The organism is Bartonella taylorii (assembly GCF_023920105.1).
GTDB classification, from domain to species: Bacteria; Pseudomonadota; Alphaproteobacteria; order Rhizobiales; family Rhizobiaceae; genus Bartonella; species Bartonella taylorii.
Map to the genome: position 1 here is coordinate 1,318,658 of NZ_CP083693.1, position 17,155 is coordinate 1,335,812.

15 protein-coding genes, 1 tRNA gene and 3 pseudogenes are annotated in these 17,155 nt (G+C 38.0%); 7 read left to right on the forward strand and 12 right to left on the reverse strand.

Annotation, left to right across the window (positions count from 1 at the left end):
• Positions 1–159 precede the first annotated feature (159 nt).
• From LBE40_RS05790 to rpoH, 3 genes are all read left to right on the forward strand, one after another.
• Positions 160–1,590, forward strand: a complete 1,431-nt coding sequence (locus tag LBE40_RS05790) for an aldehyde dehydrogenase family protein (RefSeq protein WP_004860605.1) — start codon at positions 160–162, stop codon at positions 1,588–1,590.
• A gap of 32 nt (positions 1,591–1,622) precedes the next feature.
• Entirely contained in the window at positions 1,623–2,627 is a 1,005-nt protein-coding gene (locus LBE40_RS05795; RefSeq protein WP_004860600.1) for an RluA family pseudouridine synthase, read from the forward strand.
• A 148-nt stretch (positions 2,628–2,775) separates the two neighbouring features.
• Positions 2,776–3,660, forward strand: a complete 885-nt coding sequence (rpoH, locus tag LBE40_RS05800) for an RNA polymerase sigma factor RpoH (RefSeq protein WP_004860598.1) — start codon at positions 2,776–2,778, stop codon at positions 3,658–3,660.
• Between the two features lie 150 nt (positions 3,661–3,810).
• Here the strand turns inward: rpoH and LBE40_RS05805 are convergent, their stop codons facing one another.
• The 3 genes from LBE40_RS05805 to LBE40_RS05815 all read right to left on the reverse strand — a co-directional run bounded on the left by LBE40_RS05805 (position 3,811) and on the right by LBE40_RS05815 (position 8,326).
• Positions 3,811–5,235: a hypothetical protein gene (locus LBE40_RS05805; RefSeq protein WP_004860595.1), complete on the reverse strand. Its 1,425-nt coding sequence runs from the start codon at positions 5,233–5,235 to the stop codon at positions 3,811–3,813.
• A 242-nt stretch (positions 5,236–5,477) separates the two neighbouring features.
• Positions 5,478–6,767, reverse strand: coding sequence for an adenylosuccinate synthase (locus tag LBE40_RS05810; RefSeq protein ID WP_004860592.1), 1,290 nt, complete (start codon positions 6,765–6,767; stop codon positions 5,478–5,480).
• Positions 6,768–7,168: 401 nt separating this feature from the next.
• Positions 7,169–8,326 (reverse strand): phosphoserine transaminase, encoded by a 1,158-nt coding sequence (locus LBE40_RS05815; RefSeq protein ID WP_004860590.1) that lies wholly within the window; start codon positions 8,324–8,326, stop codon positions 7,169–7,171.
• A 405-nt stretch (positions 8,327–8,731) separates the two neighbouring features.
• Here LBE40_RS05815 and LBE40_RS05820 point away from each other — a divergent pair.
• Positions 8,732–8,807 (forward strand) — tRNA-Phe (locus LBE40_RS05820).
• Between the two features lie 114 nt (positions 8,808–8,921).
• Here the strand turns inward: LBE40_RS05820 and LBE40_RS05825 are convergent.
• The 8 genes and pseudogenes from LBE40_RS05825 to LBE40_RS05860 all read right to left on the reverse strand — a co-directional run bounded on the left by LBE40_RS05825 (position 8,922) and on the right by LBE40_RS05860 (position 13,665).
• Positions 8,922–9,110 (reverse strand): helix-turn-helix transcriptional regulator, encoded by a 189-nt coding sequence (locus LBE40_RS05825; RefSeq protein ID WP_004859858.1) that lies wholly within the window; start codon positions 9,108–9,110, stop codon positions 8,922–8,924.
• A gap of 69 nt (positions 9,111–9,179) precedes the next feature.
• Positions 9,180–9,803 (reverse strand): annotated as a pseudogene (locus tag LBE40_RS05830) (lambda exonuclease family protein).
• A 1-nt stretch (position 9,804) separates the two neighbouring features.
• Positions 9,805–10,583 (reverse strand): annotated as a pseudogene (locus tag LBE40_RS05835) (ERF family protein).
• 74 nt (positions 10,584–10,657) lie between these two features.
• Positions 10,658–11,140: a hypothetical protein gene (locus LBE40_RS05840; protein WP_004860581.1), complete on the reverse strand. Its 483-nt coding sequence runs from the start codon at positions 11,138–11,140 to the stop codon at positions 10,658–10,660.
• Positions 11,141–11,152: 12 nt separating this feature from the next.
• Positions 11,153–11,895, reverse strand: a pseudogene (locus LBE40_RS05845) (Rha family transcriptional regulator).
• The gene (locus LBE40_RS05850) at positions 11,888–12,322 is read right to left on the reverse strand and encodes an antA/AntB antirepressor family protein (protein ID WP_004860574.1); all 435 of its coding nucleotides are present in this window, start codon (positions 12,320–12,322) and stop codon (positions 11,888–11,890) included. Before LBE40_RS05850 ends, LBE40_RS05845 begins: the two are co-directional and overlap by 8 nt.
• Before the next feature lie 55 nt (positions 12,323–12,377).
• Entirely contained in the window at positions 12,378–12,752 is a 375-nt protein-coding gene (locus tag LBE40_RS05855) for a hypothetical protein (RefSeq protein ID WP_004860570.1), read from the reverse strand.
• 316 nt (positions 12,753–13,068) lie between these two features.
• Positions 13,069–13,665 (reverse strand): S24 family peptidase, encoded by a 597-nt coding sequence (locus tag LBE40_RS05860; RefSeq protein ID WP_004860569.1) that lies wholly within the window; start codon positions 13,663–13,665, stop codon positions 13,069–13,071.
• Between the two features lie 523 nt (positions 13,666–14,188).
• On the opposite strand from LBE40_RS05860, the gene LBE40_RS05865 reads away from it, so the two are divergent.
• Complete coding sequence (locus tag LBE40_RS05865; protein ID WP_004860564.1) at positions 14,189–14,554, forward strand: hypothetical protein; 366 nt, start codon at positions 14,189–14,191, stop codon at positions 14,552–14,554.
• Between the two features lie 37 nt (positions 14,555–14,591).
• On the opposite strand, the gene LBE40_RS05870 is transcribed toward LBE40_RS05865, so the two are convergent.
• Positions 14,592–15,461, reverse strand: coding sequence for a hypothetical protein (locus LBE40_RS05870; protein ID WP_245256414.1), 870 nt, complete (start codon positions 15,459–15,461; stop codon positions 14,592–14,594).
• Positions 15,462–15,499: 38 nt separating this feature from the next.
• On the opposite strand from LBE40_RS05870, the gene LBE40_RS05875 reads away from it, so the two are divergent.
• Positions 15,500–15,979, forward strand: a complete 480-nt coding sequence (locus tag LBE40_RS05875) for a crossover junction endodeoxyribonuclease RuvC (protein ID WP_004860560.1) — start codon at positions 15,500–15,502, stop codon at positions 15,977–15,979.
• A complete protein-coding gene (locus LBE40_RS05880) occupies positions 15,969–17,075 on the forward strand; it encodes a DUF1376 domain-containing protein (RefSeq protein WP_004860558.1) in 1,107 nt (368 codons plus the stop codon). Before LBE40_RS05875 ends, LBE40_RS05880 begins: the two co-directional genes overlap by 11 nt.
• Positions 17,076–17,155: the final 80 nt, after the last annotated feature.

Sequence of the window (17,155 nt, forward strand, 5' to 3'; positions counted from 1 at the left end):
TTAATATAAGAAGCGTTCTTTGAACTCTCCAACCTCATTGTCATGAAACAAATCAATTTTTTACCTTTTATAAGATTATCCTTGTTATTCTTATTTAAAAAGGTTCAAATGGAAAAAATTTTTAATAAAACAAAAATAGAGAAAAATAGGGAGTGAATCATGTTTAATAAGCGTAAATTTTATATCAATGGTCTATGGGACGATCCAAGCACTCCTCACGATCTACATGTCATTAATCCATCAACAGAAGAGGCTTGTGCTATCATTAGCCTTGGCAGCATAAGAGACGCAGATAAAGCAATTAACGCGGCTAAAATAGCTTTTCAAACTTGGAAAACAACCCAACCTAGTGAACGTCTGGGCTTCGTTGAAAAAATTTTAGAAATCTATGAAAAACGCTCAGGTGATATGGCAAAAACCATTTCAATGGAAATGGGAGCACCTATTGATATGGCGCTCAATGCGCAAACCGCAACCGGCAGTTCTCATATTCGCAACTTTATCAAAGCTTACAAAGAATTTTCATTCCAAGATGTTTTAATAGAAGGAAATGAGCAAGCGATTCTTCATTATGACCCTATCGGCGTCGTAGGGTTGATCACACCATGGAATTGGCCCATGAATCAAGTGACTCTTAAAGTTATTCCTGCTCTCTTGGCTGGCTGTACTATGGTGTTAAAACCCTCTGAAATTGCTCCTCTTTCTGCTATGCTTTTTGCTGAAATTTTAGATGAAGCTGCCCTCCCAGCCGGTGTTTTTAATTTAATCAACGGTGATGGTGCTAACATTGGTTCTTACCTCTCTGCTCATCCAGACCTAGAAATGATCAGCTTTACCGGATCAACCAGAGCAGGGAAAGATATTTCTAAAAATGCTAGCAACACTTTAAAACGAGTCTGTCTGGAACTTGGAGGTAAAGGAGCTAACATCATCTTTGCTGATGCCGATACAGACGCTATTCAACGCGGTGTACGACACTGCTTTTATAATAGTGGACAAAGCTGTAATGCACCAACACGTATGCTTGTGGAACAAGCCATCTATGACAAAGCCATCGAAACAGCCAAAGATATTGCTGAAAAAACACAAGTGGGGCCAGGGGACCAAGCAGGAAATCACATTGGTCCCGTAGTTTCAAAACAACAATACGACAAAATCCAAGATCTTATCCAATCTGGAATTAATGAAGGTGCAACTCTTGTCGCAGGCGGAACTGGTTTACCAATAGGAATGAAACGCGGTTATTATGTACGCCCAACAGTCTTTGCTGATGTGAAATCTCATATGCGTATTTTTCGAGAAGAAATCTTTGGTCCAGTCCTCTCGATTCTTCCCTTTAATACAGAAGATGAAGCCGTAACTTTGGCCAATGACACCGAATACGGTCTTACAAACTATATACAATCGCAAGATCGCAGCAAATGTCGTCGTATCGCTGCACAAATACGATCTGGAATGGTAGAAGTTAACGGGCATGGACTACCCAGTGGTAGTTACTTTGGAGGCGTAAAATTTTCTGGGCGTGCTCGTGAAGGTGGTCCCTGGGGTATTAAGGAATTTCTCGATACCAAAGCAATTTCATACTGGTAAAAGGATTTTATTCAAAGCTTTATAGGAATTTTATGATAACACAGCAAATAACGGATGAAGATGCTCTTGGACAACGACTCGATCAGTGGTTAGCTAAACAATATCATAATGTGCTGTCACGTTCACGTCTGCAAACCCTCATCCGTGAAGGCTATCTTAAAATTGATGGTCAATTAATAAAGGAGCCTAAAACAAAATTAAAACCTAACCAAATTATAGAGTTGACGATACCTGTCCTTCGTGACGCAGAACCTAGCGGTGAAGCCATTGCATTGGATATTCTCTTTGAAGATGATCATGTCATTGTCATCAATAAACCAGCCGGTCTCGTTGTCCATCCCGGCAATGGCAATTGGAGTGGAACATTAGTTAACGCTCTTGTCTATCATTGTGGTGAAAGTTTGTCTGGTATCGGAGGTGTTAAACGCCCCGGCATTGTGCATCGTCTCGATAAAAATACAAGTGGAGTCATGGTGGTCGCTAAAAATGACCTAGCTCATAAAAGCCTCAGTGCCCAATTTTCTGACCATGGGCGTACCAGCGCATTAGATCGACGATATCATGCTTTGATTTGGGGATCTCCTAACCGTAATGTTTGGACAATTGATGCAGCTCTTGGACGCTCTCCCCATAACCGAACGAAGCAAGCCGTCGTCCATAACAAAAGCTTCCATGCTCGTCACGCTATTACACATTTTTCTCTCTTAGAAAAATATGGAATTAGTACAGATACAACATCTTTTGCTAGCCTTCTGGAATGTCGTCTAGAAACCGGACGCACACACCAAATTCGTGTTCATATGGCCCATATAGGACATCCACTCGTAGGTGATACTGTTTATGGAAATGCTTTTAAAACAAAATCAAATATATTCGATCCGATTATTAAAAATGCAATTGATCAATTTAACCGACAAGCACTCCATGCAACCAGTCTTACTTTTGAGCATCCCGCTACAGGTAAAGTTATGTCTTTTTCTTCACCACTCCCCCAAGATATGATTGAACTTATCAATCATTTTAAAAAAATTAATTGAAACTTTTAGCCTTCTCAGGATTTCACAATAAAGTATCTCTTTTTGAACAAAATTGAAAATTATGCTAGAATAAAACTAAAGAGATATTTATAATGTCTAGAAATGGAATTTGCCTTATCAGGGAATTCGTGTAAAAGGAGGGTGCTATATGGCCCATATGAATCTGCTATCAGTGACCACAGGTGACGGAGGATTGAATCGTTATCTAGAGGAAGTGCGTCATTTTCCCATGCTTGAGCCCAAAGAAGAATATATGCTGGCTCAACGTTATCGTAAACATAATGATCTAAAAGCTGCGCATAGACTGGTAACAAGTCATTTGCGTCTTGTCGCCAAAATCGCAATGGGGTATCGAGGCTACGGCTTGCCCATTGGGGAGGTCATTTCGGAAGGCAATGTTGGGCTTATGCAAGCTGTTAAGCGTTTCGAACCGGAACGTGGTTTTCGTCTTGCAACCTATGCTATATGGTGGATTAAAGCCTCAATCCAAGAATATGTATTGCGATCTTGGAGCTTGGTAAAAATTGGAACAACTGCCAATCAAAAGCGCTTATTTTTCAACCTTCGTAAATTGAAAAGTAGGATTCAAGCCCTTGATAATGGCGATCTCAATTCAGAGCAAATTAAAGAGATCTCAACAAAATTGAATGTCACAGAAGATGAAGTTGTATCGATGAATCGTCGACTTTGTGGTGATACTTCACTCAATGCGCCTCTTCGCACAAAAGAAGGTGAAAATGGTGAGTGGCAGGATTGGTTAGTGGATCACTCTGACAACCAAGAACAAGTTTTGATCGAACAAAATGAATTGGAAAATCGTCGTTCCATGCTAACAGATGCTATGGATAATTTGAATGAGCGTGAAAAGCGTATATTTAAAGCACGTCGTTTAAGTGATGAGCCGCTGACGCTAGAAGAACTCTCAAGTGAATTTCACATCAGTCGGGAACGTGTAAGACAAATTGAAATGCGTGCATTTGAAAAAATACAGCATTCTATCAAAGCTTCTGTTTTATCCCAAAATCAGGTGTAAACCTCCCAAAGGTGGATGTAAATTCAGTGTGTTGATGTATTTTTGAAAAGAACAAGAGCCAACGTATATTGGCTCTTGTTCTTGAAGCTAAGCTGCTAGATCCTTTTATTAAGGGCTTGTTACGACTTTTTCTTCATATCCATCAATGCTCTATTCTTTTTTATCAAGATGTGTCGACTTATTTGATTGTGCAAGCCACTGTCCTATAACTTCATTAAAAATAGATTCACCTTTTGGCCCTTTTGCAAAGGTCAATTCATTTATACGTCCGTTTTTATCAGTCAACACCAAACGCACCCAATCTAATTCTCGCATCAGTTGTAGATTTCGGTCAAGAAATGGATGATTACCGCTCAATGCAACAAGAAAAAAGTTATCTCCAATCTTCGCTGTAACAGTCCTTGCTAAAGCTTGCCCAATGGAGTGTTCACTTGCCTTAAAAACCAATGTTTGAACATTGCTTATAACTTTCCCTGAAAATTTATCAGAAAGATTAAAAATAAGATCCATAATATACGCAGCAGGAAGAGACAGATCGGTATTACGACGTAGAATCAATCGTAATGATAACCCTTCATCTGGAATTGTTATATCACCTTGTATAATCAACTCTTCTGGAGCTCCCTTCATATGGGATTCCTTTATAAGCATCCAACGAGCACTCCCCATTGCAACTTTTTCTGCATCATAATCTGTACGCGCCTGATAAAAGATAGCCTCACCTACTTGTTCAGTTGACTGCAAATTTGTGGTAACAACTGTTGAGATTTCTTTCTCATTTGAAGAATTTTCTGTTTGGTCTAAGCCTGTATCAACTTCGCTCCCATCTTCTAACAAGCGTTGCGTTAACTTTCTATTAACCGAAAATGCTTTTGGTAATACATGAGAAACTTGAACATTCACCTCCGACAACTGATCATTATTTGTTACAAACATACGCCCACCAACGAAATAAATACCAATGATTAAAGTGACCAGACTAGCTACAATAGCAGCACCTATCATGATACGCTTTTGCACCGAAGACTGATTAGCACGTCGCACAGCTTGAGAAAAAATATGCGAAACAATATGCAGATTATCTATTTGCGGAGCAGAATCTAAAGGTAAAGATTTTAACGTATTCTTGTCAAAGTGCTGAGAAGCAAAATGAGCATTCATATTGACAGGTTCAGCATCAGGCAATCCCGAGACAGACTCACCAAATACTTCTTTATCTTTTGAATTTGTAATTCTACCCCGTGCTCCTTCTATTACCACAACTGAAAACTCATGATCGTGTGGAAGCACAGAGTTTTTTGTGTGTTGATGACTTTCAGCTATACTCGTAGATTTCCATCCAATAATTGAAGAAAGCAACTCCTTTTCAATCGCTAAATATTCTTCTTCAACAGTTGCAATAGCACTTTGCAAAGTCTGTCTTTGCTCATCTGCCATCGCTTGTGGTATTGTTGCTGCGACAAACTGATGTTCCAGTGTTTCGATAGCTCGTTTATAAATTCTCTGGCGCACTTGTGGTGTAACATTATTTTGCGCATCCATTGCCTTTTTTAAGATTCCAACGAAATCTACCATATCCTTTATAATCTTTCTCAAACTGAGAAGAAAAATCCCAGCCGCAAGGACGAAAACGTCTTTATTTCAGTCCTCTAAATTGATTTTCATTTACATTGATACAACTATCGTTGTAGTTTAAAGTGAATATGGAAAATAAACAATGCTCTTTTGTACCTTTCCCTCACCTGCTCTTAAGTCTCTATTTATACAAAAAATACTGAAACAACGTGAAAAACTCTACGGGAACCTAAAAATAATGATTAATTTACAAAAGGATCAGTAATAAGGATAGTATCTTCACGCTCAGGGCTAGTGGATAATAAAGCCACCCGTGTATTGATCATTTCTTCAATATAACGTATATATTTAACAGCCTGCACTGGTAAATCTTCCCAGCTCAACGCATGTGCTGTTGCTTCCTTCCAACCTTCTAATGTCTCATAAATAGGCTTCACACGGGTCTGAGCTCCCATGGAAGAGGGTAAATAATCAATTCTTTTACCATCAAGCTCATAACCAATACAGATTTTAATTTCATCCAAACCATCCAAAACATCAAGCTTTGTTAGTGCTATACCCTGAACACCACAAACCGTTACCATCTGACGTACTAAGACAGCATCAAACCAACCACAACGACGTTTTCGGCCTGTTACAACGCCAAATTCACGACCATGCATTCCAAGAAATTCGCCAATATCATTTATCTGTTCTGTTGGAAATGGTCCTTCTCCAACACGTGTTGTATAAGCTTTTGCAATACCTAAAACATAATGAATTGAGCTAGGCCCCATACCCGAACCAGTACATGCCTGTCCAGCAACTGTGTTAGATGACGTCACATAAGGATAAGTCCCAAAATCATTATCTAATAAAGCACCTTGTGCACCTTCAAAAAGAATGCGCTTTCCCATTCGATAACTTTCATCTAAAAGACGCCACGTACAATCCATAAAGGGTAGAATTTCATCCGCTACTCGCATCAACTCCTCATAAAGTGCTTGAGAATCAATTTCTGCAACGCCCATTCCACGACGCAAAGCATTATGATGTCCTAAAAGTCGTTCGATCTTAGCCATCAGCGTATTAGCTTCCGCCAAATCCATTACTCGGATAGCACGGCGTCCCACCTTATCTTCATAAGCTGGACCAATACCACGCTTTGTAGTACCAATTTTTAAACTAGATAAGCCACTTTCCCGAGTTGCATCAAGATCACGATGCAAAGAAAGAATCAATGGGGCGTTTTCAGCAATACGTAAAATTTCTGGTGTAATTTTCACTCCCTGATCACGTAGCTTTTTTAATTCTGCTACAAAATGATGGGGATCAACAACAACACCATTACCGATAATTGATAGCTTCCCACGAACTAAACCAGACGGTAGAAGCGATAATTTATAACTAACCCCATCAACAACCAATGTATGACCTGCATTATGACCACCCTGATATCTTACTACGATATCTGCTCGCTCAGACAACCAATCTACAATTTTACCTTTGCCTTCATCACCCCATTGTGTACCAACAACTACTACATTGGTCATAACTTTCTCCGTCGTGTTTTGTCAAATAAAACCAGTATTCAAAAACAAATACTCCCTTATAACGAAACCTTAGAGCAAGTGCGACTCTTCATTTCAGCTTTTTCCCAATCTTCAAGTACTTAAATTTTCAGATCATGATAATAAAGGCAAAAAAATAACCAAAAGATAAACTACATATCTTCATGCCCAATCAGTCATTTTTTCGGCAAAAAGTAGAAATATTTAGAGCTTTTCCTTGTTGCTCTTGCTAACATCTAAAAAAATCACTCATAGCCCCTCGTAATTCTTTACAAGATGTAACATCAATTGAAGATTGTTTTCTGATACAAGATTACGAGAGATCATTATATCTCTCGTAATTTTTTTGGGCAAAAACACGTTATAAAATCACCAACAGTACCTTAAAGTCGCGCTTTTTCAACCTGAAATGCCCATTCAAGCCATTGTGTTAAAATTTCAAGATCAGAAGCCTCAATTGTTATACCTGTCCAAATCCGAAGCCCTGGCGGAGCATCTCGATACGAACCAATATCATAAGCAGCCCCTTCCTCATCAAGACGATTCACTACCGCTTTTATAAAAGATATTCGCTTTTCAGTATCCAAAGCAGTAATCACTGGATCCACAATATCTAAACAAACAGATGTACTAGAACGTACTTGGGGATCTTTTGCTAAATATTCTAACCACGGTGTTTTACGAACAAAGGCATCAAGTACAGCAAAGTTTTTCTCAACACGCGCCCTTAATGCCTGCAGACCACCCTGTGACTTTGCCCACTTCAATGCATCAATAAAATCTTCAACACACAGCAGAGAGGGTGTATTGATGGTTACCCCCTTAAAAATACTTTCGTTCAATTTTTTATCTTTTGTCATACAGAAAATTTGCGGCATAGGCCAAGCCGGAACATAATTCTCTAGTCGTTCAACAGCACGAGGACTTAAAATCAGCATACCATGAGCAGCTTCTCCTCCTAAAACTTTTTGCCATGAAAAAGTAACAACATCTAATTTTGAAAAATCAAGATTTTGTGCAAAAGCTGCTGATGTTGCATCACAAATTGTCAATCCTGCTCGCTTCTCTGGAATAAAATCTGCATTAGGAATACATACACCAGAAGTCGTTCCATTCCATGTAAAAACAACATCACGATCAAAGTCAATTTGTGTTAAGTCCGGTAGTTCACCGTAAGGAGCTTCAAAACAACGCACATCAGAAAGCTTTAATTGCTCAACAACATCTGCCATCCATCCCGACCCAAAACTTTCCCATGCCGCTACATCAACGCCACGCTCACCTAACAAAGACCACAGAGACATCTCAACAGCACCAGTATCTGAAGCAGGAACAATCCCTATACGATAGTCAGAAGGCACTTCAAGAACCTCACGAGTTAAATCAACAACTTCAGCAAGTTTTAGCTCTGCTGCTCTAGAGCGATGTGAACGGCCAACTAACGCATTTTTAAGTACCTCAGGAGTCCACCCAGGTCGCTTACTACAAGGGCCTGAAGAAAAATTAGGATTATTTGGACGATAACTTGGTTTTTTTAACATTATTATTTCTCCCCTTTGTATATGGCTTGTATTTCTTTAAAGAAAAACGAATTAGTACAAAGACTGTGCCAATAGTCTCATTTAGACAAAAATCAAAAATGTTTTCTCTTTATTTCGTAAGCTAAAATACGCGGAAACCTTGCAAAATACCCCCTTAATCATGCTGCTAAATTGATTCTTTAAAAAGATTTCCTCGCGCCATCACCACGATAAGACAGCATCCTGATGGTCATACACTAACGTATCGTAATATACCTATCAAGTTTATTTTATGGAAAGAATAATTACAATTACTTAGAATTAAGGAGATAAACTTATAAAAAATCAATTATTTTTCTTTTGATGACTGGACAGAGAAAATTTTAATGTTATAACCGCACACGTTTCACGTGTTTTGTGAAACGTGCCCAGATAGCTCAGTTGGTAGAGCAGCGGACTGAAAATCCGCGTGTCCGTGGTTCGAATCCGCGTCTGGGCACCATCTTCTATTTTTAATGTATTGAAATATATAGATTTTTTCTTTAAAAAGCTGTTTTTAGACCACCTTTTAGACCACCCTTTACGGTTTATACAACTTTATCTAATTTACTCCTATTTACTCCTTATTTTTCTTTGGAGTGAATGCTAAGATCTCTTTCTTTCTCCACCTCACTGCTCTTCCTAGCTTATATGGCTCCGGAAACAACCCCTGAAGCACCCAATTGCGAATCGTTGTTGTGGATACACTAAAAAGCTGTGCACACTCACGTGTCGTTACATATCTATCGCCATCATCAAATATCATCTCATTACCTTTCTCTTTTTTATATTAATTAAATGGGCGGGGGTGCTGGGGGGAAGCACCCCCATAGGTTTAAGCAGCTTTTGTCAAAATCTTTTGCATCTCTTGATCTATTTCCCCTAAAAAGATTTCGACCGCTTTATTAATCTCTTCAATTTGTTCCTCGTCACGGTTGACGCGTTTGATTTTCATTCTCTAACCAGTAGATCTGCCTACAAAGTTAGGATTATAGCTAATAAAATGGCACCATTTGCGTCCTGTACATGCCATTTGGAATTGCATTTGTGCGATATATTCAGGTTTGATTTTGCCATCCATAAAGAAGCGCAAATGCGTGGTCGATTGTGGACATTTAACTTCAACTAAACCGTCATCACCAACAAATCCACCAGGACTTGCTCCTGCCATTTTTATTGTGGGGTGTTGGATAAACCCGCACCTTGTGACCTCGGCATCATAAATAAATGCATATACTTTCAAGGCATCATCCTCATGTTCAATGCCCCATTGCATAGCTGGTGTTATATAAGATTGGCTTATTCCTTCTATTAGGCGCTCTGTAATGAGTTTGATTTTGTAGTCTTCATATTTGCTTGTAGGTAATCCTTTTGCTATCTTACTGAGTACGTTGTAAACGTTTGAAGCAGTGACTTTACCCAAGCGCGCTTGAAACCATTCTGCTGTTCGTTGCTCCATCTCACACCGCCGTTTGTTGCTCTTGTGGTGGTAAGGATTGTTGTGCTTTATTCATTTGTGAACGTTGCTTTTTTTCAAAGAAAACAAAGCGATTTGGGCTTGTTGATAAGACATATCTGTTAGATTTTTTGTTCCTACGAAAGAGATAAGCTTACTTTCTTCAGATTGTGTTTTTTTAATTAATTCTTTGATTTCATTCATTTGTTCAGGAGAGATACCTGAAAGAAGCGTGTTGCCATCTGTATCGTCTTCTTTTCTTGCGACATTAAGAAGCATGCCTAAGAGATATCTACGTGCGTAGGTGAGAGTAGAGCCAACCGCTTGTATGTTGTTTTTGCTCCCTGTAGTATCAAAAGGAAATGTTCCTTCTGTTGATATTTCATTGCCTGATATATGCTTTAAAGTCATTTCTACAGTTATGCTATTTGAACTCTGCTCTTTGATACGAGAGAACAAGGCAAAGTGATGTGTTGCAAGAGGTCCTTTGATAGCATCAATATATTTATCAAGCGTTGTATAGAGGCTTTTAGTATGTGTATTAATGGCGTTTTGTTCGATATGTTTGTATTCCATTTGCATAGCAGAAAGATCACGGACAAAGTTTTGGCGCTCTTGTCGTTTTATCTCTTGTTCTCGCAATTCAAGAAGACGCTTGAGACGATCCATATCGACATCATTTTCTAAAGCTCTTTCTAAAATAAGCTCCATAGCTGTAGGTTTGATTTCACAATCGTTCGTTTTTTTCACTAATTCCGTTTGTGTAGTACTTAGTTCACTCATCTTGATTTCCTCCTATTTGAGCGCAATTCCCCCGTGGCGTGAATCACGCTTGTGTTTAAAAGTTGTTTGTGTGGTTAGAAACGGCTTATGTAGCTTGGATAGATTGTTGAATATTCACTTTTGGAGATGATTGAAGTTTCTCCACGAATTTCAAAATTACCAGAAATATCTATATTATCGAAAACATATACTTTATCTTGAATTCTAATATCTCCAGAAATGTGTGCATTTTTACATATAACGGCTTTTCCAAAAACACGAGCATTATCATAAACAAGACCATAAACATGTGCATTGTCATAAATTTGTGCATTACCGAAGATTTGCGCATTGTATTCAACACCAGCATTACCACGAACCTTGGCATTTTCATAAACCCATGCCTCACCACCAACCCAGCAATTGTCATCATGGCTAAGATTTCTTTCACTCTCTACCCAGCCACCAAGATCACCTTTTTTAACATCTCCAAAGTCTTTTAATGCACGGATACGGTAAAGCGTTATTCTATCAACTTTAATTGTCTCATCAGTCAGTTCGTATTTCTTTTTTATCATAATAACCTCCTCTTAATGCATGCTTTGTTTTTTAATCTCTTGAGACAACACACCAATTCCTTTTGCTGTGATCTTTGCGCAAGGTATGACTTTTTCTATTCCACTTGCGGTTTGAAGTGTGATGGTTGGACAATCCATAAGTTGCTTTTGGATTTTGTCTTGATAAGGAAGCAAATTTCCACCTGCTGCTCGTCTGTAAACCCAACCTTTTTGCTGTAAGAAGAGAATGAACTGTTTTGGTTGCATCTCGAGTATTTTAGCAGCTTCTGTAAGACCGAAGAGTCCGTCATGACGCTGTAAGCTTTCAAGAGCCATTGCCTTTGGTTTTAAATTTGCAATAATGCTATCTTTTTGTTCATTTTCATTTTTGAGATAAGTTAAAACACCAAGCATAACCTGAGGGCTTGAGTAATCGATTTGTGGTATTACTGCTTGCTTTTCCAATTCTTGCCAACGGTCTATAATCCTAGCACGTAATGTCATACTGTAACCAGAAACTAAAATGAGGCATTCACGTTTAGGGAGGTTGTAACAAGGGAGAGTGCGACCTGTTGAATCTTTGTAAAAACCTACAAATTCACTCAGCCCAAATTTGGGCTCAGTACTTTTAGAGTGCAGCTCTTCAAGCATTTGCTAATATCACGCATAACGTGTTTATGTTGCTTACCGCATAACTCTGCAATTTCACGACTAGACATCGTTTGAACTGTTGTGTTTTGAAAATTTCTTTCAGATGTTGTGATAAAATTATGCATGCTTCACTCCGTTCGTTGTGACAACATTGTCATTGTGCTTCATTTGCTGTCTTAGATGTCTTAAGAAATCTTCTAATGTTTCAGGATTTGAATAATTGATTTTTGAATTTGCTTTTTTTTCGCATTTCAGAAAATATTCACGCACTTGTTTACCTTTGAGACCAGGTTCACAAATGGCAATGTGTTTTGCAGTGTCTAAAGTGAGAGCATAATCTTTAAAAGGATTTCCACGCGAGGAGTTTGATAATTTTTTAGTAGAACGTACAAAGTCGACATCTTCTCTAAAGCTAAGTTCTTTAATACAGTTTGTTATCCACTTTCTAAACTCGGTTTTTACCTCTAAAAAGGTATATAAATCACGAGCGCTAATAGTTTGAACCTTTTGATGCTGAATAATATTGTATTGAGTAGCAAGAAGCTTTTCCATTACAGACCTCATATTGATGGGATTGAAAGGGGCGTCTTTAAAACGCCCTTAGATTTTAAAGCACGTCATGAAGGCGCAAGCGGTGTTGCTGTTCATAGGTACCGAACATCTCATCATTATATTTTTCGTCTGAAAGATCATTTAAAAGTCCTTCGTAGGCATCACTTTCGCGTATAAAAGGATGAACATAACGATCTTGATCAAGAAACCAGCCGTTTTCTTGTATGTACACTTCTGCAATTTCTTCAGAGATATCTTCGCAACTTTTCTCAGAAGGATTTACACGAAAGATTTTTACGGTATCATCTGCCTCATCAACAATCTCTAAAACTTGGTTTTCATCAAGTGGACCTGACTCTCCAATGTGTTGATCATCACCGTAGACAACTAATAAAATTTCATCAGAATTAATAAGAATTGGCTTTTCCATAATTACCCCCCTCTAACGCCTCTTGGCGATTGTTTGTTTGCGGTTTATGGATATCAATGTAGCGTATTTAGGAATATGTGTTAATACATATGTACCTATTTTAGAAATTTTTTACATAAATATAAAAAGTCACTTAGAAAATTAAAACTGTAATTACTAAAAAAGGGGTATATGTTTAGAATGGCTAGAGCTTTAGTAATGCTAACTACATTGAATTTTAATATTCTAATCGATTATTTTGCAAATATTTGCATAATTCTCTCCTTAACAGAAATATACGATAAGAAGAAAATTATGCTCATATGATTTAATTATTTTAAAATCTCGGCGGCTTTATCCAGTCTATAGGCGCAGCCCAAATTAATGCAATGTCTTTTATTTCTGGATACAACCTATTTAAACTCTCTAAATTAAATAAACCAGACTTACTACCTTGCTTTATTATTTTGACAAAACAACGTCCATCTTGCGTATAGACAATTGCTTTTTTATTAAGAAGTAAACTTGGAGAAATGTTTTCTGAATAAAACAAAATAGATTTATCCTCAATGAAAGGTTCCATTGAGTCGCCTTCAACTTTTACTGCGTATGTATCTTTTGTAATATACGGGGGTATTTCCACTTCTTCAAGCCAACCATCTTCATAGGGGATAATTTCTGAACCTGCTCCTACATAACCCATTAACGGTATAGTTTTTTTTCGTGGAAGTGGGTATTTTGTGATTTCCTCAATTGCTATACCTTCTTGTGCACTTATTCCTCGTTCACCTGTCAGCATTTTATTGACTGCAGAGCGGTAGATAGGGCGATGCACCTTCTCACTTAGTTGTCTGGCAAGCGATGATTGAGATAATCCAGATTCTTGTAAGGCTTCACTTAGCCAAATTTTCATAATGTTATTCATGATTTCCATTATATCTTTGTTAGAAAAAAAATCTTTTGTGATTTTCGTTACATTTTCTATTGATTTTGTACCTAAATAAGCTACAATATGACTTATGAAACAATTTTCGGAAATAATAAATTTATTAGGTGGGGTTCGTAGAGCATCTCAGTTGCTTGGGGTTCATAGAACACGCGTGTACGTCTGGCTCCGTCCTGTATCAAAAGGTGGAACTGGTGGGAGAATTCCGACAAAACATATCCCAATTCTTTTGAATGAGGCCAAGAGAATTGGAGCACCGATTAAGGCAGAAGACTTTTTCTCGTTTTTTTATAGGGCGCAATCATGTGACTCTAAACTATCTTCAACATCCGCATTCGTTGATTGTTCTCCTGTTCGTGTGAAAGCGTGTAGACAGCGCAGCATGTTACAACAGACCCCTTCACACTCTTAAAGAAGAAAGATCATGAGAAACGGAATATTGAAGAAACTCTACACACGGATTTGTAGATTAATAGGTTGTAATACGAAAATTGAGAATGGAGATAGATTGGTGGAAGAATGGAAAAAAATACCATATCGTGACTGTAGCGTAGAAGATCTTGTGAAACGACACGAAACTCACACAACAATTCTTAAAAAACGAGAAGAATGGCATAAGTCACAATTTGATAGTTGGATGAGATGGCATGAAGCCACTCTTGCAGAGCGAGATAAGTCAATTGAACAACAGCAAGTAGTACTTGAAAACCTATCCTCTTTAATTAAGCAAAAAAGTAAGACACTGTATGAACAAAGATTAAAGTTGGCTTCACAAATGGAGCTAATTGATAAACTAAATAATAAAATAATTTACTTAATCAACAAAAAAGGAGAACCAAGATTGATCGATTTTATTTTTTCAGGAGAATGCTTTTAATTTTGCCGTCATTAATCCCAAAAATGAGGATTATTAATTAAAATTCGTAATAGCAATCGTAATAGTCATCGTCATGACGCTGTTCCAAACGTGGTGCTATATCCCCGAACTTAATAGTGATTAATTCATCTGGATTGTCGAGTGACGTGTATTTAAGAGTACCATTTACAATGTTGTGCAAATTATATTCAGATTTGCTTAAACTTAATCGTAAGTAAAAATAATTGTACTCTTTATAAGGTATACAAAATAAACTTATAGCAAGCGCTTCTGTAGCATTCGATTTGATCTCTTTGGGTTTTAAAGAAATGTGTTTGGGAGTTGTTCTCTTAATGACGACGAAATCTTTTGATAGATCAGACTGATCGTCTTTAAACCAACAAGCGTTTTCCAGAAATTCAAAGGGGCAGTTTTCTGATATTTGTATGTTTCTTATTGCAATACATCCTGTTGTTAGATTTGTAATCTTCAATACGAACTCATTATATAAGAAACCATTTCTTTGCTCTGGTGGCTCTAAAGACGCTATGATCTCTAAGTCTTTTCTTGAATCAGATAATAACCGTTTTGACGATTCGGCAAGGTCTTTTGTCGAATCAGCTTGTTTTTTAAGAGCTGCTGTTTGTTTTTGGCTTTCTGCAAATTGCTTGGTTGCCCATTCCCTATCTTCTTCTCGTTTCTTTGCAGCTTTTTCTAAATCATCTTTGCGGATTTTAGCAGCTTCTTTACGGTCTTTATTTCTTAAAATAAGCGCTACAGAAAGCGACACAACAAATGATACAAAACCTGTAAGAAATATCTTTATCCATTCTTGCATCATAACTCCCCCCACTTTTTTAGAATCATTGGGAGGATACTTTTTCAAAAACATTTTTGCAAGACAAGCAATCACAACACGTTCTGTCATAGCACACATATCAATACGTAGAGCCTTAAGGGGCGGGTATGATCACTAACGCACAAACCATTTTATGTCTTGATCTAGGGACCAAGACAAGCTGGGCGATATGCAGTGCGGATGGTCATATAACAAGCGATACAGAGCATTTTCAATCACGCCGTTTTGAAGGCGGTGGTATGCGTTATTTACGCTTTAAACGGTGGCTTACTGAACTAAAGAGATCTGTTGATGAAATTGACGCGGTGTATTTTGAAAAGGTGCGCCGGCATGTGGGTACAGACGCTTCTCATATTTATGGGGGCTTTCTAGCAACCTTAACAGCGTGGTGTGAACATCATCAGATACCATATGAAGGCATTCCCGTTGGTACAATTAAGAAGGCAACAACAGGGAAAGGCAATGCCTCAAAAGAAGAAATGATTAAGGCAGTGCGTACAAAAGGACACAATCCGAAAGACGACAACGAACCAGATGCTTTGGCAATTTTATATTTAATGAAAGAAGGGGGTATATATGTCCAGTAAAATACCATGGACGAGACTTAATACAGACCAGTGGCTATTTAAACTCTCTGATTTACTGCCTATGGAAGTCAATGTTTATGTGAAGTGGCGGATAAGAATGTTACACACGCGTGAGCCTCTTTTGAATGATTCACGAATATTATCTCATTTTACTTGTTGTTCAGTAAAAAGATTTCAAAAGGCATTAGAGTATTTATTTAGATCTGGACACATCATTTGTTTAGAAGATCGTCGTTTGTGGAGTTCAGATGTTGAGGAAGAACTCAATAACTCAAACGAAAATTTAAATAAATTTTCAGAGAGAGCACAGAAAGCAGCGCAAGCAAAATGGGCAAAACATCATAAAGCAAAAACAATTAGTGATGATCAAGATGCTAAGCATGATGCTAAAGCAATGCTTAAGGATGCTAAGCATAATGCTAAACATGACGCTAGCAATGCACAAGCAATGCTTAATTATGCCATTAACAATAACAATAACATATATAATAAAAAAACTAAAACTATCGTTTTAGCAAAAAAAGAAATTGGTTCTGAAAATTTAGAAACAAACGAACAGGTTGATGAGCCAACTGAGGTTGCTGCTGTTGAAACCACATCAGAGCAAATCGCAACCTCACTAGACAACCAACCTCCCATTCACGAGCAAGAAAGCGTTCCAGAAAAAGCAAAACGAGCGAAAGCTAATCGCGGTTGTCGATTGCCTGCGGATTTTGAACCCGATTACGATTTTGCCATTGCAGAGGGCTTGCCTCCGGAGCGCGTGAAAGTCGAGATTGCAAAATTCCGAGATTATTGGCGTTCAAAAGCCGGAACAAATGCAACCAAAATCGATTGGCAAGCAACATGGTGTAACTGGGTGAGAAATTCAAAAAGTTACAAACAAGGAGAAAATTATGGAACACAAGCCAATTCCCAAACAGGACAACAGCGCGGGTGGAATTATCGCGTTGCACAGTACATGTCCGATATCAAAAATTCAGATAGTGCATACAAATTTCTCTTCGAGGATGATAACCGAACCACCATTCCTTTGGAAAGCGGGGCAAAAACCGTCGATTGCAGAAGCGGAGAGAGTTACTTCATTAGTCAATGATGCGTTGAAAAAGCTTGAAAAAAAGCGAGCGAAGAGGAAATCCAAACGACGTATCTTGTCCTTTCAAGTGGTCTCAAAAG